Origin of the sequence: Paenibacillus faecalis, assembly GCF_900289175.1 — a bacterium.
Taxonomy (GTDB): domain Bacteria; phylum Bacillota; class Bacilli; order Paenibacillales; family Paenibacillaceae; genus Paenibacillus_AQ; species Paenibacillus_AQ faecalis.
In genome coordinates this window covers 1,007,992-1,027,131 of record NZ_LT985747.1, presented here as the reverse complement: position 1 = coordinate 1,027,131, position 19,140 = coordinate 1,007,992, and the positions used below count along the sequence as shown (strand labels likewise).

Annotated in this window: 16 protein-coding genes; 14 read left to right on the top strand and 2 right to left on the bottom strand. The window is 47.1% G+C overall.

Features of this window, described 5'->3' with window-relative positions:
• Window positions 1-200 precede the first annotated feature (200 nt).
• The 4 genes from C8268_RS05000 to C8268_RS04985 all read left to right on the top strand — a co-directional run bounded on the left by C8268_RS05000 (window position 201) and on the right by C8268_RS04985 (window position 4,619).
• Window positions 201-1,202: an ABC transporter substrate-binding protein gene (locus tag C8268_RS05000; protein ID WP_106766664.1), complete on the top strand. Its 1,002-nt coding sequence runs from the start codon at window positions 201-203 to the stop codon at window positions 1,200-1,202.
• A complete protein-coding gene (locus C8268_RS04995) occupies window positions 1,199-2,245 on the top strand; it encodes a FecCD family ABC transporter permease (RefSeq protein WP_106766663.1) in 1,047 nt (348 codons plus the stop codon). The genes C8268_RS05000 and C8268_RS04995 overlap by 4 nt, the downstream gene beginning before the upstream one ends.
• On the top strand, window positions 2,242-3,024 hold the full coding sequence (locus C8268_RS04990; RefSeq protein WP_106766662.1) for an ABC transporter ATP-binding protein: 783 nt from the start codon (window positions 2,242-2,244) through the stop codon (window positions 3,022-3,024). Before C8268_RS04995 ends, C8268_RS04990 begins: the two co-directional genes overlap by 4 nt.
• 200 nt (window positions 3,025-3,224) lie before the next feature.
• Window positions 3,225-4,619 (top strand): L-cystine transporter, encoded by a 1,395-nt coding sequence (locus C8268_RS04985; protein WP_106766661.1) that lies wholly within the window; start codon window positions 3,225-3,227, stop codon window positions 4,617-4,619.
• Between the two features lie 146 nt (window positions 4,620-4,765).
• On the opposite strand, the gene C8268_RS04980 is transcribed toward C8268_RS04985, so the two are convergent.
• Window positions 4,766-5,854, bottom strand: coding sequence for a M24 family metallopeptidase (locus C8268_RS04980; protein WP_106766660.1), 1,089 nt, complete (start codon window positions 5,852-5,854; stop codon window positions 4,766-4,768).
• A 173-nt stretch (window positions 5,855-6,027) separates the two neighbouring features.
• On the opposite strand from C8268_RS04980, the gene C8268_RS04975 reads away from it, so the two are divergent.
• The 3 genes from C8268_RS04975 (at window position 6,028) to C8268_RS04965 (ending at window position 8,188) form a co-directional block, all read left to right on the top strand.
• On the top strand, window positions 6,028-6,603 hold the full coding sequence (locus C8268_RS04975) for a GNAT family N-acetyltransferase (protein ID WP_106766659.1): 576 nt from the start codon (window positions 6,028-6,030) through the stop codon (window positions 6,601-6,603).
• 88 nt (window positions 6,604-6,691) lie between these two features.
• The gene (locus C8268_RS04970) at window positions 6,692-7,165 is read left to right on the top strand and encodes an Rrf2 family transcriptional regulator (RefSeq protein ID WP_106766658.1); all 474 of its coding nucleotides are present in this window, start codon (window positions 6,692-6,694) and stop codon (window positions 7,163-7,165) included.
• A gap of 156 nt (window positions 7,166-7,321) precedes the next feature.
• Window positions 7,322-8,188, top strand: a complete 867-nt coding sequence (locus tag C8268_RS04965) for a VOC family protein (protein WP_106766657.1) — start codon at window positions 7,322-7,324, stop codon at window positions 8,186-8,188.
• Window positions 8,189-8,251: 63 nt separating this feature from the next.
• Here C8268_RS04965 and C8268_RS04960 read toward each other — a convergent pair whose 3' ends face one another.
• A complete protein-coding gene (locus C8268_RS04960) occupies window positions 8,252-8,767 on the bottom strand; it encodes a hypothetical protein (protein ID WP_106766656.1) in 516 nt (171 codons plus the stop codon).
• A gap of 192 nt (window positions 8,768-8,959) precedes the next feature.
• Here C8268_RS04960 and C8268_RS04955 point away from each other — a divergent pair, with 192 nt between their 5' ends.
• From C8268_RS04955 to C8268_RS04925, 7 genes are all read left to right on the top strand, one after another.
• Window positions 8,960-9,757: an MBL fold metallo-hydrolase gene (locus tag C8268_RS04955; RefSeq protein WP_106766655.1), complete on the top strand. Its 798-nt coding sequence runs from the start codon at window positions 8,960-8,962 to the stop codon at window positions 9,755-9,757.
• A 194-nt stretch (window positions 9,758-9,951) separates the two neighbouring features.
• Window positions 9,952-12,213, top strand: coding sequence for a helix-turn-helix domain-containing protein (locus C8268_RS04950; protein ID WP_106766654.1), 2,262 nt, complete (start codon window positions 9,952-9,954; stop codon window positions 12,211-12,213).
• A gap of 171 nt (window positions 12,214-12,384) precedes the next feature.
• A complete protein-coding gene (locus C8268_RS04945; RefSeq protein ID WP_106766653.1) occupies window positions 12,385-13,320 on the top strand; it encodes an ABC transporter permease in 936 nt (311 codons plus the stop codon).
• A gap of 17 nt (window positions 13,321-13,337) precedes the next feature.
• The gene (locus C8268_RS04940) at window positions 13,338-14,222 is read left to right on the top strand and encodes a carbohydrate ABC transporter permease (RefSeq protein ID WP_420094234.1); all 885 of its coding nucleotides are present in this window, start codon (window positions 13,338-13,340) and stop codon (window positions 14,220-14,222) included.
• 51 nt (window positions 14,223-14,273) lie between these two features.
• Window positions 14,274-15,896: a type 2 periplasmic-binding domain-containing protein gene (locus C8268_RS04935; protein ID WP_106766652.1), complete on the top strand. Its 1,623-nt coding sequence runs from the start codon at window positions 14,274-14,276 to the stop codon at window positions 15,894-15,896.
• Window positions 15,897-15,977: 81 nt separating this feature from the next.
• Entirely contained in the window at window positions 15,978-17,486 is a 1,509-nt protein-coding gene (locus tag C8268_RS04930; protein WP_106766651.1) for a sulfatase family protein, read from the top strand.
• 62 nt (window positions 17,487-17,548) lie between these two features.
• Entirely contained in the window at window positions 17,549-19,048 is a 1,500-nt protein-coding gene (locus tag C8268_RS04925) for an arylsulfatase (RefSeq protein ID WP_106766650.1), read from the top strand.
• The last annotated feature ends 92 nt before the right edge of the window (window positions 19,049-19,140 follow it).

Below are 19,140 nucleotides of genomic sequence, written 5' to 3'. Positions count from 1 at the left end.
GATGAATAAAGGTTCATTACTACCGAAACGTAGCTCCTGATTCTTATGCGAAGAGATCAGGGGCTTTTTAATATTGTTCTATGAAAAGGACGATCAGCCTTGTTTTGTGAAGCAGATTACTTCGTCAGTAATCAGGATTATTGAGTACTTCAGACAAGCTAGTATTCTTAAAAAAGGGGTTTATTAAGGAGAGAGAATCGATGAAGAAAATATGGAAGTCTTGGTCTCTGATGCTGGCTGCACTCATGCTTGTGCTGGCGTTGACTTCTTGCGGGGGAGAAGAAGCGGCCAAAGAGGCGACACCTGAACCGGCTCCGGCGGCTGAACAAGAGGAGAAAGCGGAAGCACCTGCTGATGATTCTGCCAAAACCGTATATCCGTTAACGTTAACGGATGCTACCGGCGAGGAGATGACATTTGATAAAGCTCCGGAAAAAATTGTCTCATTGTCTCCTTCTGAAACGGAAAAGCTGTTCGCACTTGGCCTGGATGAAGAAATTGTGGGGGTATCTGAAGTAGACGACTATCCGGAGGCAGCCAAGTCCAAACCGAAGATGGGCGGATATGAAATGGATGTTGAGGCGATCGTTGCTTCAGAGGCAGATGTTGTATTCACAGCGGCGATGAATGAACAGAACGTACAGAAGCTGCGTGACCTTGATATCAAACTTTTCGTGATTGATCCGAAGACGATTTCTGAAGTGATGGACAGCATCAAGGTTGTTGGAGAAATTACGGATCGTCAGGCTGAAGCTCAAGGCATTGTTGATCAAATGCAGAAGGATATTGACCTGGTGAAGGAAGCGGTCAAATCCGTAAAAGATGAGGAAAAGAAAAAAGTATATGTAGAGTTTTCACCAGGTTGGACCGTAGGTAAAGGTACGTATTTGGATGAAATGCTGAATATGAGCAATGCAGTCAACGTGGCTGCGGACAAAGAAGGCTGGTTCGAGATCAGTGAAGAGAACATCATCGCTGCAAACCCGGATGTGATTTTGTATTCTGGAAATGTTGTAGATGAATCTCAAAAAACGTTGGATCAAATTATTAAAGAGCGCAGCGGCTGGGATCAGATCGAAGCGGTGAAAAACGACAAGATTGTGAAAGTAGATGACAACTTGATCAGCCGGCCGGGACCTCGTGTAACGCAAGGATTGATTGAAGTAGCCAAGGCGGTTTATCCGGAATTGATGACTCCATGAGTAAAAAGCTTGCAGGTTATGGAACGGCGGGAATACTCATCTTATTGCTGACGCTGGTCGTCAGTCTTGGCATCGGCTCCGTTCATTTACCTGTCAAGGATATTGGAGCTATGCTGCTTCATCGATTGCCCTGGGTAGGCGACCTGATCACTGCCGATTGGGAGGTTTCTTCCGAGCAGATCATTATGCAGGTGCGTCTTCCCCGAATATTGCTAGGCATGCTGGTAGGCGCATCCTTTGCGGTGGCAGGTGCGGCTTTTCAAGGGGTTCTTAGAAATCCGCTTGCCGATCCGTTTACCCTTGGAGTATCCTCTGGTTCATCTTTGGGTGCAGCAATTTTGATTTTTTATGGATTGCAGTATTCATTTGCAGGCGAATGGACGCTGCCGATCGTTGCTTTTACCACCGGAGCTGCGACGCTCTGGGTCGTACTGCTTCTTGCGCGGGATCATGGAAAAATACCGATTCACTCCTTGATTCTGTCAGGGGTGGTGATGCAGTCTTTTTTAGGAGCGGTCGTTTCTTTCCTGACGGTTATGTCACGGGATACGCTGACCGATATTCTGTTTTGGACGATGGGAAGCTTAAGCATGAGAGGATGGTCTTATGTAGCCGTTCTTTTGCCTTATTTTATTGCCGGACTTTTATATTTATGGAGCCGGGCGCGTACCCTTAATTTGTTGTCACTTGGTGAGCGTCAAGCGGCACATATGGGACTTCATGTAGATCGGCTGAAGACCAGCGTGCTATTGGTTGCTACTCTTCTAACCGCGGCTGCTGTTTCGGTGTCTGGCGTGATCGGCTTTGTGGGATTGGTCGTTCCTCATATGATCCGACTGATTACCGGCTCGGACTACCGGATTATCATTCCATTATCGGCATTAGGCGGAGCGATCTTCATGGTTTGGTCCGATACGGCTGCTCGAACCTTGTTGTCACCCTCCGAGATTCCGATCGGTGTTGTGACAGCGTTTGTGGGCGCCCCGTTCTTTGCTTATTTGCTGTACCGAAACAAAAAGCAGCGCAGGGAGGGAAGCCGATGATAACACTTCACAACGTAAGCAAACGCTATGATCGGGTGAATGCGGTAACCGGTATCGACTGGAATGTAAGCGCCGGGCAGTGGTGGGGTGTCATCGGCCCGAACGGAAGCGGAAAATCTACACTGCTTCATCTGGTGTCAGGAGTGGAGAAGCCATCGTCCGGGCAGCTGCAGTTTCGCGGGAAAGCTATATCAAGCTACGGCAGAAAGGAGCTTGCCCGCTCTATTGCAGTGCTGCAACAGGATGGACTTGCCCCGACTGATTTCACGGTACGCGAGGTGCTCGAAATGGGCCGTTATCCGTTTCAAGACTGGCTTGGACGGGAGAAAAAGGACTTCGGGCCGTTTCTTGATGATATCGTCCATAAGCTGGAGCTGAAGGACTTTGAATCGAGGCGGCTTGATCAGCTGAGCGGGGGACAGCGCCAGCGTGCTGCTCTTGGTAAAGTCATGGCTCAGGAACCGGAGCTGCTTTTGCTTGATGAGCCGACAACGTATCTGGATATCCATTACCAGCTGCAATTTATGAACTTGGTTGCGAAATGGCGTCAAGATACCGGTATAACGGTAGTTAGCGTGCTTCATGATTTGAATTTGGCGGCTCAGTTCTGTGACCGGCTGTTGGTGCTTCAGGATGGGAAGATTGCGGGAGAAGGAGCTCCGGCCGACATACTAACGGAAGACTTTATCCGGGAGGTTTTCCGGGTGAATCCATCTGTTGTCAGCCATCCCGAAAACGGGGCTCCGCAGGTCCTCCTTACAGCCAATGCTCCATCCTGAATTGGATGAATCGCACCTGGAAAAACGAAAAATATTTACTATGAAAAGACGGAGATCTGCCGTCTTTTTTATATGTATTATGCATAACTTTTGTTAAAATGGATGTTGAATCGGATTTGAAAGGGTAATGTTTAAAGTACATTCGTATTTGGAAATGAATACGTAGTATTACATATTAAGAAAAGGAGGCATCAAGCGCGATGGATACACTATGGATATTAGTGAATGTCCTTGTATTACTTTTGCTTATGGGTATATTGTATTGGATGCAAAAGAAACATTATTCCTTTACAAAGCGGGTGTTCGCCGGGCTCGCTCTCGGTGTGCTTTTTGGCGCAGTTTTGCAGTACATATTTACGGCTGACTCACCTGTTATCGCAGAGTCGTCACAGTGGTTTAACCTGGTAGGGTACGGCTATGTCCGTCTGTTGCAAATGATGGTCATACCGCTGATCATGGTATCGATTATCTCTGCCATCATGAATCTTAAGGGCGGGCGCAATCTGGGGAAAATGAGCGGACTTATTATTGCTGTTCTGATTTTAACCACAGGGGTGGCTGCATCTGTCGGCATTGTAACGACGCTGACGTTCGATCTGTCGGCTGAGAATATTCAGGCCGGTGTGGCAGAAGAAGAGCAGGGCGCACTGTTAGAGGAAAGGCTGGGAGAGGTGGAGGACCAAACCTTGCCGCAGCAAATTTTAGAATTTATTCCTTCAAATCCATTCGCTGATATGACAGGTGCGAGAAAATCGTCCACGATAGCGGTTGTCATCTTCTCCGCTTTCATTGGCGTTGCTGTGTTGGGGATCGACCGGAAGTATCCGGAGCAAGCGGAAACGTTCCGCGGTATGGTCCGTGCAGTTTATGCAGTAGTGATGCGGATTGTAACCTTGGTCCTAAGGCTGACACCGTATGGGATTCTGGCATTGATGGCCAAGACGATAGCAGGAACGGATCTTCGGGTTATTCTGGATCTCGTTGATTTTGTTCTGGCATCTTATGTGGCTCTGATCGTCATGTTTATTATCCATTTGATTGTATTAGCCGTCTTCGGATTTAACCCGTTGACATATCTCAAAAAGGCGCTGCCTGTTCTAACCTTTGCTTTCACATCCCGTTCGAGCGCAGCATCTATTCCGCTGAATGTACAGACCCAGAACAAGAAACTGGGCGTTCAGGAAGGGATCGCGAATCTGTCAGCTTCCCTGGGTGCTACCATGGGGCAGAACGGTTGCGCGGGCATCTATCCTGCCATGCTGGCGGTCATGATTGCGCCAACCGTAGACATTAATCCGCTTGACTGGTCATTTATACTGACCCTTATCGTTGTGGTGATGATCGGCTCGTTCGGCGTTGCCGGAGTAGGTGGGGGAGCAACATTTGCATCTTTGATTGTGCTGTCCACGATGAATCTGCCTGTAGCTTTGGCAGGGCTTCTGATTTCGGTTGAACCGCTGATTGATATGGGGCGAACCGCGCTTAATGTCAACGGTTCTATAACGGCAGGGTTGGTTACGGGGAAAGTGATGAAAGAAGTGAATACTGACGTTTATAAGGATCAGAATCAAGATATTGATGTGATGCCGACATAAACGAAATTAAACTTTGAATGTGTCCCAAAGGTCTGCTGACCTGGGGCACTTTTTTTTCTGGTAAGACCGTCAAATATCAAAAAGATAGATGAAAGACGGCCGCTTCCCCAAAATGTCTTGGGAAAGCGGCCGAGTCTTTATCAGGATTAGCCGATGACCGTCAACTTTTTAGGAAAAGAAGTCAGCACTTCGACACCATTGTCTGTCACATAAACATCATCCTCGATCCGGACGCCGCCTACCCCCGGCACATAGATACCTGGTTCGATTGTAAATACAGCCCCGGACTGGAGCAGTTCTTCATTGAGACCGTGAACGGACGGATACTCATGCACATCCATCCCCAGCCCGTGGCCTAAACGGTGCAAGAACGCAGGTCCATAACCAGCCTCTTCAATGACTGCCCGGGCAGCCTGATCGATTGAACCGTATGTAACGCCGGGTTTAACAGCATGTATAGCAGCTTCATTAGCGGCCAGAACCGTATTGTAAATACGCTCCTGCTCGCTATTGATCTGCCCGACTGCAAAGGTTCGGGTAATGTCTGAAGCGTATCCGCCTGCATACACACCGAGATCAAACATCAGCAAGTCGCCTTGTTCAATCGGCCTTGAGCCCGGTACACCGTGAGGCAGAGCTGTGTTTGTTCCTGTCAGGACCATTGTATCAAAAGAGGGACCGTCAGCCCCTAGCTTTTTCATCAAATATTCCAGTTCGGCTACAAGCTCGATTTCACGCATACCGATCTTGACCTGCTTCAAACCTTGGGCGAGCACCTCTTCAACGAGTACAGCGGCTCGTTTCAGCTTGTTGATTTCATCCTCGGATTTTTTTACACGCATCTCACGCAGCACTTTACCTGCGTCTTCAAAGGCACGAGCGTTTAGAAAATGCTGCAGCTGCTCATATCGGGATACGGTAAGCTGATCCTTTTCCAGTGCCATCGTGCCGATCGCACCTTTAATCTGTTTGCTGAGCAGTTCATACGGGTTATCTGTATCCTGATGGGTAATGATTTGGTTGACGGATGAAGCTGCTGCCGCTGCCTCACCATCAAGCGCTGGAACGATCAGGAGGGGCTCTTCTCCCCGAGCCAGCAATAGGCCGAGAAAGCGTTCGTGCGGATCACAGGCAAAGCCTGTCAAGTAATACACGTGCTTGGGATCTGTAATTAACAACACATCCCATCCTTGATGGTTCATAGCGTTCGATAATTGCTCCAGTCTGTTATTCATTTTTCGTTCATCCTTTCGATTGCATCCTGGGCGATTTACTTTCACTATTTAGCGTAGCTTTTTATGATACGGCTGTAAAGTTATGTCTGTATCAACTGTCGGAAATACTTCAAGTGTAATTCCTTGTTATAATATAGACGCTTAACCAAAAATTAAAAATCAGGGGGGGTATTATGGATTCGAGGTTATGGACCACGCAGCCGGTTCGCTTTCTGGAAGGAGAGCGAGTATATTTAAGACCGATTGGGATAGAGGACGCAGAAGGGTATTTTCATATGTTGTTTAACCCGGAAGTTCGGAGGTTAACCGGAACGAAGAAGCCTTTCACGTTGGAAGGCATTCGCCGCTATATTGAGGGCAAGTCAACGGATGACTCCACAGTCCTCCTGCTTATCGCATTAGCGGATACGGATGAAGTGATTGGGGATATCGCCTTACAGGATATCGATCATATCAACCGAAATGCCAATATGCGGATTGCTATTGATTCGGATAACCATCAGGGTAAGGGATATGGGCCGGAGTCAATCCGTCTTCTGTTGGAGTACAGCTTTGGAGTTCTTAATCTGCACCGGATTGAGTTGCAGGTGTTTACATACAACGACCGCGCGATTAGGGCTTATGAAAAGGTCGGATTTCGTAAAGAAGGCATACAGCGGGATGCGTTATATTATGAACATCAGTATCATGATTCGATCATGATGAGCATGTTGGAGGATGAGTATAGAGCTCTTTATCATAATCCATAAGGCGTCTCGTATGTATTGACTTTTTCCGTTTGATGTAACTATGATAGTTACAATTTCATTTGAGAAGCTACGATGGGGGAGAGTCACCTTGAGTTTAAGCACCCGTTTTGCGGTCGCCATTCATATTTTGTCTGTGTTGGAGATGAACAAGTCTGAACCGAGCACCTCAGATTATGTTGCAAGAAGTGTCAATACGAATCCGGTAGTCATTCGAAGGCTTACAAGTATGCTGAATAAAGCGGGTCTTGTTGAAGTACGTCCAGGAGTAGCCGGCGCCAAGCTTAAGAAGCCCGCTGCGGAAATATCGTTGTTGGATATATATCGTGCAGTTCACGTAGTTCAGGAGAATAATCTGTTTGCGGTTCATGAGCATCCAAATGTGAAATGTCCTGTGGGAAAAAATATTCAAGATGTCATCCTGCCTGTGTTTCAGCTTGCCCAACAAGCGATGGAAAGAGTACTTCAGGAAGTTACGCTTCATGACGTCGTACAGAGTATATCATTGATGGATGCAGAAAATGAGGGCAGACACCCCTCCTTAGACCCGAAGGTTAAGGATTGACGACATTTCATGAAAAAATGTAATTGACTTTACTTTTGTTAGCTAATATAATCAGTCATATACAACCTGTAACTATTGTTGTTACATCCAATGACTTGTTATACTATTAAAACGTAAATTCAATTCATGATTTGATGAAAATAAGGAGTGGTGATGATGTCAGCAGCGCTTCATCCGTCCACAGAGCTTGGACAAGTTTCTTTGCGTATACGTAACTTGGCGAGATCCGTTACGTTTTATACTAAGGTTATCGGCTTGAAAGTGCTTCGACAGCAAGGAAGAGTCGCCGAATTGACGGCCGACGGCAAGCATCCATTGCTTGTGCTTGAAGAGGTGGAGGGATTAATCCGGCAGCCGGAGCGAACAGCGGCAGGGCTGTATCATTTTGCGATTCTTGTGCCAGATCGTAAAACACTTGGACTTGTGTTGCGAAACTTATCAGCTCATCAAATTCCGGTTGGGCAAGGAGATCATCTTGTTAGCGAAGCTCTTTATCTCAGTGACCCGGACAATAATGGCATTGAAATTTATGCAGATCGACCGAGGGACACATGGAAGCGGGATGCAAAGGGCGAAATCATGATGACTACAGAACCTGTAGATGTGGACGGTTTGCTGGCGGTATCCGAAGGATTGGAGTGGGCCGGACTTCCGGCAGAAACGGTAATTGGTCATGTGCATTTCCATGTATCGAATCTTCAAGAAGCGCAGCGTTTTTATTGCGACGTGATTGGATTTGAGCTGACGGCGCATTACGGCCGAGCTGCACTCTTCGTTTCGGCAGGTGGGTACCATCACCATCTCGGATTGAATGTATGGGCTGGTGTGGGCGTGCCGAATACACCTCGTCATGCGGCGGGTATGAATTATTTTACCGTTGTTCTTCCAACCGAAGAAGAGCTTGAGGTGGTCAGCAGTAGAATCCGTGCGGCAGGGTTGACGTTGGAGAAGCGTGATGACGGTGCTTCTTATGTAACCGATCCTTCCGATATTGAAGTTCGGTTTGTCGTTCAATCGAAATAAGAGCAAGCCACTTGAAGAGTCAATCCTTCAAGTGGCTTATTTGCTAAACACTTAAATATGAAATTACAGCTCGGTTAATCCCTCAAGCGTTCGGATCATATGCTCCACCAGATTGGGGAGTTCAGACATGTTATTTTCGTTGATTTTATGCGGGAATTTAAGTTCTATCGTATTTTTGAAAACGGCAGGGTCTTCACCGAAAACACAGCTTAGTGTCTGTACCGGGGTGATCTGAGGGTCCCATATGGCCTCTATCAGTTCAGCAATACGTCGGCACTGCTCGGGTACAATTCTAACTTGTGTATAGAAACGAAGGGATAGCGCGCAGCCGGGCTGTTCCCCGGGAGTTTCCAATATTTCAGCGGCCAGATCCTTTAAAAAAGCCTCAAGCCGAATCTCAGCCTCTGCTCCCGTTTTTGGAACAAGCTCGAATTTGAGACTGAAATGCCGTGACATGACGGCCATATCTATCCGGTCTGTCCGGTCGGTGACCAAAATCCGTTTATCCAGATTATCCAGATCATAGACTATATTCTCCACCGCAACCTTCAAATTTTCAAATATGGTTGGATCGAACATACAGGCACTTCCTTCTGACATTGATGATAATTACACGAATGTGGATAATATACCATAACCAAGAGCAGAGAGGAAACAATATAAGCTATATTCTTATGTTAACATAGCTACAGTGAACAAAAGAGTGGATTGTTCTAATCCAGACGATGACAGTGACATTACCATTCAATAGTGAAATGGCGGGGGATACGTATGAACAATGAGATTGTTATTGATGATGCATGGTTTACAGTTTCGCAGATCGATGCTGAGACGTTTGCGATCAGTGAGTTTGGCCACTGGGAGAAAGTTCACTCCTTCCTTTTGCTTGGACAAGAAAGAGCGGCGCTGATTGACACGGGACTTGGTATTGACCAGATCAAACGGATGACCGATCAGCTCACCGACTTGCCGATTATCGTTCTGACGACACATGTGCACGCGGATCATATTGGAAGCCACGGTCAATTCGAGGAGATATATGTGCATGAAGCTGAGGAAGATTGGCTGGTAAGCGGTATTAAGGGGCTCGGAATCGAGCAGATTCGAAAAGACATGTCGAGAGATATTACAAGGCCGGTCCCAGAGACGTTTGACCCGACGTCTTATAAGCCATATCAAGGGAAGCCGACAGGATTGCTGCGTGACGGGGATGTGGTTGAACTTGGAGGACGAAGCCTGAAAATTTATCATACGCCGGGTCATTCACCAGGCCATATCGCTCTGTTTGATCCGAGTCGAGGCTATCTGTTTACAGGAGATTTACTGTACGATGAGACACCGGTTTATGCTTTTTATCCGACAACAGACCCTGAAGCTCTTCTGAACTCACTCGACACAATTTCGCGTATTCCCGAAGTGAAGCGAATATTCGGAAGCCATAACACTATCGGGCTTGATCCAAGCTGGCTCAAGGTCGCACAACACGCGGCACAGGATTTGCGGGAAAAAGATCTTGTTCGCTACGGCACAGGTATTCATACATATGAAGGATTGCGAATTCAATTCTAATCTAGATTTTAAAAAGGGGCGTTTCCACTGTAGTTACGAGCTGGAAGCGCCCTTTAAGTTTATTTGATTGTTGCTTTCGGAATAGAGATGGTATGGGTTCCAGCAATATGATAATATAATTTAATGCTTCATGGTGGAAGCGCTTACTATACTATCTATCATTTGTGTAATGTAGCAAGGGGGAATGGATTTAAATGAAAGAGATGCCGTTATTTTATAAATATTTGATTTCCTACTTGTCGTTGCTCATTATTCCGGTACTGCTTATTGGATTGCTTGTATTTCGGTATTCTGTAGACATTTTGAAGGAAGAGATAGTATCCAACCACCAGCGAATGCTTGAACAAATCCAAGGTTCTTTCGATACGAAAATAAAGGAAATGAACAAGATCTCAGCTGAGATTGCTTCAAAGCCTGAGCTGACGCCTTATCAGTTAAATCAAAACATGTATAACGCAGTCAAAGCGAAACAATGGTTTCGCACATATACATCTGCCAACAATTTTATAAAAGAAGTTTTTCTTTATTTCAAAGGACAGCCATACATTTATTCCGGCTCCAGTACCTACCCGACGTCCAAGTTCATCGATACGTTCTACCCGTATGAGAATTGGAGCTTCGAGCAGTTTATGAAAGACTTGGGCGAGCTTGATCGTCCTGTCTTGCGACATTCAGAACCGATCGTATCTTCTCGATTGACAGATGATCGCGTGCTGACATATATCGTGCCGCTTCCATTGAATTCGGCGTCACCCTATGGATCGGTTCTATTCATGATCGAGGAGAAGACTGTGCGCATCATGCTGCAGGGGCTGTTGGAAGACAATAGGGGAAATACGATCATTATAGACGATGACGGAGAACGGATTGTCTCCTTGCGCGATGAGGCTTACTTGGAACAGCCGGAATTTCATCAACTGGTCGAGTCACTGCCATTCGGGATGAGTACGGGGACGTTGGAAGGGGAAGAGTTGGCATTTTCCAAGGTGAAATCGGATCAATTCAATTGGACATATATAACGTTAGTTCCCGTCGAGCAATATATGGAGCGCGTGAACGAAGTGAAATCGAGAGCGCTGTTGTCGCTCGGCCTGGTCCTTGTCGTCGGTTGTGGACTCATATTTGTCATGCTGAAATTCAATTATCATCCACTTCGGCGTTTTCTGCTGTTTACCGGTAAACAATGGGGTGAATCGTATCGTAATTTAAACGAAGTGCTGCAAGCTGTACATAAAATAACGAATGAGAAACAGAAGTTGGGGGATGCATTGCACGACAGTCGGCCTGCGGTCCAGGAGCATCTGCTGCTCACGTTGATGACGGGAAAAATAAATGAACCAGAACCGTTTCTGAAGAAAGCAGAGGAAGTAGGAATCCGGTTCATGAAGTCTGGGTTGTTTGTTGTTCGATTATCAGTTAGACATATTGATCAATTGCCGTGGAAACAGCAATCCGACTTGCTGGCAGGAATAGAAGAGATGATGCGCCAGCAGTTCAACTGTTATCGAGTCGAGGGGTTAGAAGGACAAATTATTAATTTTATTTGTGCCGTTGATCCCGAGGACAGACAATGGATGGATGAGATGAAGATGCTGCATGGAAAAATGCGTGAGCGTTACGGCATCGGCATTACAGTAGGCGTTGGCGATCTCCGGCAGGATATCCGTCAGCTTGGCAAATCATTCATCGAAGCTTCGGCCGCTCTCGATTTCAGGTTGCTGAAAGGCTATAACGAAGTAATTCTATATTCGGAAATTTCCAACCAGTCGAGTCCTGGATTCGAATATCCGAGGCAGGACATTGAAGCAATGGAGATGTTGATCCGCAAAGGAGATACCGAATCGCTGAAGCAGGTTGTTAGTGATGTCCTGACCTATATCGAATCGAGCGCTATACCTCTGCATATGGTCCGATGTATTTGTTACGACATGATCAATTGCATCGTCAAGGAGACTTATCGGTTAAAGGGGGCGCTTGAGACCGAGGACAATCCATATCCAGATGTTTTCAGTCTGACCAGCTTCGATACGATTCAGGAGCTGGCTGATGTCATCGGATTCATGTGCGAGCGACTGTGTGCAGATATTGTACACTCTCAGACAGAAGTAAAGTCAAATAGCCAAAGACAGGAGATGCTGGCGTATATTCAGGCTCACTACAGTGACCAGCAGTTCTCAGTTCAGAATATGGCCGATCACTTCGCGGTTTCCTTATCGTACCTAAAGCGACATTTCAAGGAACTGACCGGCCAGACCGTTACCGACTATCTGACCTATTGTCGGATGGAAAGGGCGAAGTATCTGCTGGAAACGACCGATATGAAGCTCAAAGACATCGTCGAGCAAGTCGGTTACTTGGATGTGCCGAACTTTATTCGGAAGTTCAAGCAGGTGTTTAAGGTAACGCCAGGTGATTATCGCAAGCTTTACCTATCGCAAAAGGATATCGGTGGTTAGGAGATCCTCGCTATAGAAACACCAAGTATGTGGAATGTCTTTCCGGTTGTCAAATCAGGCTGAAACCAACGATTTGACAATTGGATAGACGATTTGCATATTTACGATCCATGTATATCCCCTTAACGTTGTATATGCCGCGGTATCAACAGGTCGACATGAGAGGGGAGAATGACAACGAAATCAACAAACTCGACAAGTCTTTCGTATAAATGGAAGCGCATACGTAAACATCACCAGTTGTATCTAATTTTATTTCCGACGATATTGTACTTTTTGATCTTTCACTATGTTCCGATGTACGGCGTTATCATCGCATTCAAAAACTTTATGGCTAGTAAAGGGATTCTTGGCAGCCCGTGGGTCGGTTTCGAACATTTCGAGCGCTTTTTTTCTTCCTACAAATTCGGCACTGTGATTTGGAATACGCTGGCTATCAATTTGTATGAGCTGCTTGTCGCTTTTCCAATCCCGATCATTTTGGCTTTACTGCTGAACCAAGTAGCAAACAGTAGATTCAAGAAACTCGTGCAGACGGTGACGTATGCACCGCATTTTATATCGGTCGTCGTCATCGTCGGGATGCTTTTCTTGTTTCTCTCCCCGAGGAACGGTTTGATCAATCAGCTGATCTCATGGTTCGGTGGCGATCCTGTCTTCTTCATGGCTAGCGCAGACTGGTTCAAGACGATATTCGTATTTTCAGGAATATGGCAGAACGCTGGCTGGTCGATGATCATCTACTTGGCAGCGTTGACATCCGTCAGCCCAGACCTTCATGAGGCGGCGATTGTCGACGGTGCGAACAAGCTGGACCGCATTTGGTATATCGATCTGCCATCTATTTTACCGACGATCATGATTTTGCTCATCTTGAATATTGGAAGCTTTATGGCTGTTGGCTTTGAGAAAATGTATTTGATGCAAAATCCGCTCAATATGAGCTCTTCGGAAGTTATTCAAACTTACGTTTATAAAACCGGTCTGTTAAGCGCCCAGTACAGTTATTCGGCAGCGGTTGGCTTGTTCAATTCCGTCATCAATTTCCTGCTGCTTATCGGGTTCAATCAATTGGCGAAATCGACAAAGCAAGCAAGTTTATGGTAGAGGAGTTGACATAGATATTGCAGGTGAAATCAAGCGCGGCGGACCGATGGTTCGATGCATTGAATTACACGTTTCTTACAGTGCTCATGTTGGTTGTCCTGTATCCTTTGTACGTCATCGTTATCTCTTCTATCAGCGATCCGAACAGCGTTAATGCCGGACATGTCTGGCTGCTGCCTAAAGGGCTGACGTTTGAAGGATATGAGCGAATTTTTCAAGACGAACGGATCTGGAGGGGATATCGCAATTCACTGATCTACACGGCGCTTGGTACATCTATCAACGTTGTCTTGACGATCACGGCGGGGTACGCGCTTTCGCGAAACCTTGTTGGTCGTAACGTATTCATGTTTTTAATCGTATTCACGATGTTCTTCAGCGGAGGTCTCATCCCGTCTTACCTGTTGATCAAGGAGTTGGGTATGTACAACTCGATCTGGTCACAGGTGATTCCGACAGCGGTCGGCGCATGGAATGTCATCATTACACGGACGTTCTTTCAGACGACCATTCCGGACGAACTTTACGAAGCATCTGAAATAGATGGCTGTTCGGATGTCGTTTTCTTTTGGAAAATCGCGCTGCCTCTGTCGATGCCGATCATTGCAGTGATGGTTTTGTTCAGTGCGGTCGGACATTGGAATTCATATTTTCAGGCTCTTATTTATTTACAGGACGAAGCGCTTCAGCCGCTACAAATTGTGTTAAGGGAAATTTTGATCGTGAACGAAACGCAGGAGAATATGCTGACAGTTGGGCAGGACGATTCCGAAATGCTTCGGATCGTCGATGTGATGAAATACGGGATCATTATTGTCGCCTCGCTGCCGGTATTAATGATATACCCGTTCTTGCAACGCTACTTTGTGAAGGGTGTCATGATTGGCTCCATCAAAGGGTAGATACGGCCGGGCACGAGAGAAAACATATATTTTAAAGGGGAGCTTTATGCTATGAAATCAAAAGGATGGATTGCACTCGGACTTTCACTGACACTTGCATTTTCACTTTTGCTGTCAGCCTGTTCTTCGGAACAAGAAGGGAAAGACAAAGACGGCGATCAACCAGAGGATGCAGCAGAGGTCAATTTGACTGGGCTTCCGATTGTAGAGGATAAGGTAACGCTAAAATTTATGACAACGAGAGCGGCTCAACAGAAGAAATCGCATGAAGAGATGAAAGTTGTTCAAGATTTCGAAGCGGCAACAAATGTCCATATCGAATGGGATGCAACTGTCGAAGGATATGAAGAGAAGAAAAACTTGATGTTCGCCGGTGGCGAGCTGCCCGATGTCTTTTTCGGCGCGGAGAGTCTGACAGACGATGATCTGATGAAATACGGACCACAGGGCATGTTGATCGCGCTCGAAGATCTGATTCCGACCTATGCCCCACATATTCACAAGTTGTTAGAAGAGAACCCAGAGATTAAGAAGATGATAACGGCGCCGGACGGCCACATCTACTCTATCCCGCAAATCCAAGAAGGACCGGAGCAAGCGCTTGGCGAAGTTATGTTTATCAACAAGGTCTGGCTTGACAAACTCGGGTTGCCGCTGCCGACGACGACGGATGAATTCGAGGCTACGCTCAAGGCGTTCAAAGATCAGGACCCGAACGGAAACGGCAAAGCGGACGAAATTCCATTTAGCTTTCTATATGACAACATGTTGAATGGCATCTCTTCCTTACATGGCGCATTCGGCCTATTGGATACGCCTTCTCATATTTCGGTTAATGATGGAAAGGTGATCTTTAATCCTTCTCAACCGGAATATAAAGAGGCAACTGCCTACTTGGGAAGGCTGTTTACACAAGGGTTGATCGACAAGGAAGTGTTCACGCATGACCGAAACGTCTATTTCGCCAAAGGCAAGAACGAAGGTGCGCCGCTGTATGGTGTCTTTAGCGGATTTCGTGCGGTTAACGTTGCCGGGGTTGAATATATGGATGAATATGTGCCGCTGCCGCCGCTGAAAGGACCGAAAGGTGATCAGTTATGGAATGAGTATAATCCACATTACTTTACTCGAGCAGGATTCGCTATTACGTCGGCGAACCCCCATCCAGAACTGTCGCTTCGCTGGGTGGATGAATTGTATAAAGAGAAAAATGCGCTGCAATGGGCTTATGGCCCGATCGGTACAACCATGAAGGAAAACGCGGACGGTACTTACTCTTTCCTGCCGACACCGGATGGCATGAATTTTGATGAGTTCAGGCATAGTGAAGCGCCGGGCAATACGACGGCGACTGCGATTTTGATGGATACGGCGAACAGGATAGAGAGTAATGAAGCAAAATTGGAGCGGATGGAGTACATGAAAGTATATGAACCGTTCATGGAAAACACGGCGTATCCAAACATGCTCTTCACCGCGGAAGACATGGAACGAATGGCGATACTAAAAGCGGATATCATGAGCTACGTGCTGCAGATGCAGCCAAACTGGATCATGAATGGGACGGTAGACAAGGAGTGGGACGCTTACCTCAAGAAGCTTGATGATATGGGCCTTGGCGAAATGATGAACATTCTTCAATCCAATTATGAACGTTATCAATCAGGGAGTTAGGCATTCTAGACGTCCCCGATATCGGTTATCCGCTGTCGGGGCATACTTAATTGATGAGTATGAGGAGGATAAATCGGAAAAATGGCTCAAAAACCAAACATTCTGTTGATTACAAGCGACCAGCAGCATTGGAATACGATCGGTGCGTTTAACGATGAGATTTCGACGCCGAATCTTGACCGTCTCGCAAGAGAAGGGACCGTGTTTTCGCGTGCTTATTGCCCGAATCCGACCTGCACACCAAGCCGGTCGTCGATCATTACGGGCATGTACCCGAGCCAGCATGGCGCTTGGGCGCTCGGGACCAGGTTGTCCGAGAACGTTCCCACTGTTGGAGATGCTCTTCAGGAGGCAGGCTACCGAACTTCGCTGATCGGCAAAGCGCATTTTCAACCGCTCGTCTCAACCGAAGCGTATCCTTCCGTCGAAGCTGTGCCGAAGTTGCAAGATCTCGACTTTTGGCGGGACTACACAGGACCTTTCTATGGTTTTGAGCAAGCGGAAATGTTGCGCAATCACGCGCATGAGCATCTAGTCGGCCAGCATTACGCTATCTGGATGGAAGAGCGGGGATTCGATTGGAAAGCACATTACGCTGAGCCAACCGGTAGTCTTCCGTATTCTACGGAACATCGGTGGTCGCTTCCGGAGGAATACCACTATAACGCGTGGATCGCGGAACGGACGAATGACCTGATGGAAGGGTATGCCGCAAACGAAGAGCCTTTCTTCCTATGGGCCAGCTTCCCTGATCCGCATCCACCGTATCTTGTACCGGAACCTTGGGATACGATGTATGATCCAAAGAAGCTTACGCTTCCAGAGATGATGCCTGGTGAGCATGACGCCAATCCTCCTCATTTCGGCATGACACAGCTTCATCATCCGGATTTCTCTGCATATCAAGAAACCGGCAAAGGAGTACATGGACTATATACCCATGTTATTCCCAGAGACAAACAACAGAAGAACATGGCTGTTTATTACGGCATGATTAGCTTCATGGACAAGTATGTGGGGCGGATTCTGGATAAGCTGGATGAACTCGGACTGTCCGAAAATACGATCGTAGTTTATACGACAGATCACGGCCATTTTTTCGGACAGCATGGCTTACAATACAAGGGGGCATTCCATTACGAAGATTTGTTGAGACTACCGTATATCGTCCGGTATCCGGGCAAGGTTCCTGCCGTGCAGACAGAATCGGCGCTGCAGTCTCTTGTTGATCTGGCACCGACATTTCTCTCTTTCGCTGGCGTCAAGGCTCCGCGTACGATGACGGGGGTGGATCAGAGCCGGGTATGGCAAGGGGAACAATCTGCCGCAAGAAACCATATCATCTGCGAGAATCGAAATGAACCGACTTTCATGCATGTCAAGACGTATGTCGATGAAAGATACAAGCTGACTGTGTATTATGAACGTCCTTACGGGGAACTATTCGACTTGCAGGAAGATCCGAGCGAGCTTCATAATCTGTGGGATGATCCGCGATATAGCAACCTGAAGACCCAGCTCCTGCACCGATTTTTATGGGCTGAGATGGGAAAGGAACCGATGCCGATGCCTCGTCTTCATCATGCCTGAACATAAGGGAAGCCTTGGATTCGGATCGGCACGGTCTTTCATGAAAGGGGAGACATACATAAATGCCTGCCGCACAACGGCCAAATATATTGATGATCATGACCGATCAGCAGCGATGGGATACGCTGGGTTGTTACGGTAATGAAGTGATCGAAACCGTTAATTTGGACGCGCTGGCCGCAGATGGCACCGTATTTGAGCACGCATATTCACCGTCGCCATCCTGTGTCCCTGCTAGAGCGAGTCTGTTAACGGGCATGGACCCTTGGCATACGGGAATATTGGGCATGGGTGCCGGTCAAGGCCCGATGGAGACCGGGTTTGTCAGCACACTTCCCGGTGTATTGGCAGACGCCGGATACCATACGCAAGGAGTCGGCAAAATGCATTTTTACCCGCAGCGTTCTTTAAACGGTTTTCATCATACGGTACTTGATGAATCCGGTCGCGTTGAAGATCCTAACTTTGTCTCCGATTATCGGCTTTGGTTCGAACAGAATAAGACGGGTCCTTATGATTATGTCGAGCATGGTATTCACTGGAACTCGTGGATGGCAAGGCCGTATCATGCTCCCGAATATTTGCATCCGACCAATTGGACCGTAAATGAGTCGATTGCATTCCTTAAGCGGAGAGATCCACGGAAGCCGTTTTTTCTGAAAACTTCATTTGCACGACCGCATTCACCTTATGACGCACCATCGTTTTATTTTGATCTGTATGAGAACAAGTCATTGCCGGGGCCTTTTGTGGGGGATTGGGCTCATATTCATGATAAGTCGTATGATGCGGCAAGCCCCGTTGCCTGGCGAGGTGTTCGCAAGCCGGAGGAAATTCATCGCGCTCGCGCAGGTTATTATGGATTAATCCACCATATCGATCATCAGATCGGGCGATTAATCCAGTATCTGCAACGTGAAGGATTGTATGGAAACACGATGATTGTGTTTCTATCGGATCATGGAGATATGCTAGGCGACCACCATCTCTGGCGTAAAACATACGGTTATGAAGGCTCGGCGCATATTCCAATGATTATTAAGCCGCCGCAGTCATTTGGCAAGGTGAAATCTAGAGTTGGGAAGCCGGTTACGATTCAGGACGTGATGCCTACAATACTGGAATTTTCCGGTCTTGCCATACCGGAAACCGTCAACGGTCAAAGCATGAAGAGGCTGATGCAAGGAGAGAACGCTGCGGCAGAGGAGTGGCGCACTTTCGTTCACGGTGAGCATTGTGCTTGTTATTCGGATGAACAGGAGATGCATTACCTGACGGATGGCCAATTTAAATATATATGGTTTCCACGCCTTCACAGCGAGCAGCTGTTTGATCTGAGCGGCGATCCAGGCGAATGCCGGGACTTGGCAGGGCGAGAGGATGCTCGTCCTCTCCTGCTGCAGTGGAGGCAGAGATTGGTTCAGCTGCTTTCAGAGCGGAATGTGGGGCTTACAAATGGGACGGAATTGGTCGGTCAAGCCGGCAAACCGTATGTAGTGTCTCCACATTACAAAGCGAGGGTAAATGCTCTAACTGACAAGGAAGCAGCCGAAAAAACATAGGCAAAAAGAAGGCTGGGCTCGTGTGAGCCCAGCCTATCTGTATATTTGAAAACCTTGCAGACGGCTGCTGGCAACTAACCGATAATGATGCA

What these genes read in the sequence shown, in the direction of transcription:
- C8268_RS04930 (WP_106766651.1), top strand. Translation starts at nt 15,978, where the DNA reads ATGGCTCAAAAACCAAACATTCTGTTGATTACAAGCGACCAGCAGCAT.
- C8268_RS04980 (WP_106766660.1), bottom strand. Translation starts at nt 5,854, where the DNA reads ATGAATAACAGACTGGAGCAATTATCGAACGCTATGAACCATCAAGGA.
- C8268_RS04995 (WP_106766663.1), top strand. Translation starts at nt 1,199, where the DNA reads ATGAGTAAAAAGCTTGCAGGTTATGGAACGGCGGGAATACTCATCTTA.
- C8268_RS04975 (WP_106766659.1), top strand. Translation starts at nt 6,028, where the DNA reads ATGGATTCGAGGTTATGGACCACGCAGCCGGTTCGCTTTCTGGAAGGA.
- C8268_RS04960 (WP_106766656.1), bottom strand. Translation starts at nt 8,767, where the DNA reads ATGTTCGATCCAACCATATTTGAAAATTTGAAGGTTGCGGTGGAGAAT.
- C8268_RS04990 (WP_106766662.1), top strand. Translation starts at nt 2,242, where the DNA reads ATGATAACACTTCACAACGTAAGCAAACGCTATGATCGGGTGAATGCG.
- C8268_RS04950 (WP_106766654.1), top strand. Translation starts at nt 9,952, where the DNA reads ATGAAAGAGATGCCGTTATTTTATAAATATTTGATTTCCTACTTGTCG.
- C8268_RS04945 (WP_106766653.1), top strand. Translation starts at nt 12,385, where the DNA reads ATGACAACGAAATCAACAAACTCGACAAGTCTTTCGTATAAATGGAAG.
- C8268_RS04985 (WP_106766661.1), top strand. Translation starts at nt 3,225, where the DNA reads ATGGATACACTATGGATATTAGTGAATGTCCTTGTATTACTTTTGCTT.
- C8268_RS04935 (WP_106766652.1), top strand. Translation starts at nt 14,274, where the DNA reads ATGAAATCAAAAGGATGGATTGCACTCGGACTTTCACTGACACTTGCA.
- C8268_RS05000 (WP_106766664.1), top strand. Translation starts at nt 201, where the DNA reads ATGAAGAAAATATGGAAGTCTTGGTCTCTGATGCTGGCTGCACTCATG.
- C8268_RS04925 (WP_106766650.1), top strand. Translation starts at nt 17,549, where the DNA reads ATGCCTGCCGCACAACGGCCAAATATATTGATGATCATGACCGATCAG.
- C8268_RS04965 (WP_106766657.1), top strand. Translation starts at nt 7,322, where the DNA reads ATGTCAGCAGCGCTTCATCCGTCCACAGAGCTTGGACAAGTTTCTTTG.
- C8268_RS04955 (WP_106766655.1), top strand. Translation starts at nt 8,960, where the DNA reads ATGAACAATGAGATTGTTATTGATGATGCATGGTTTACAGTTTCGCAG.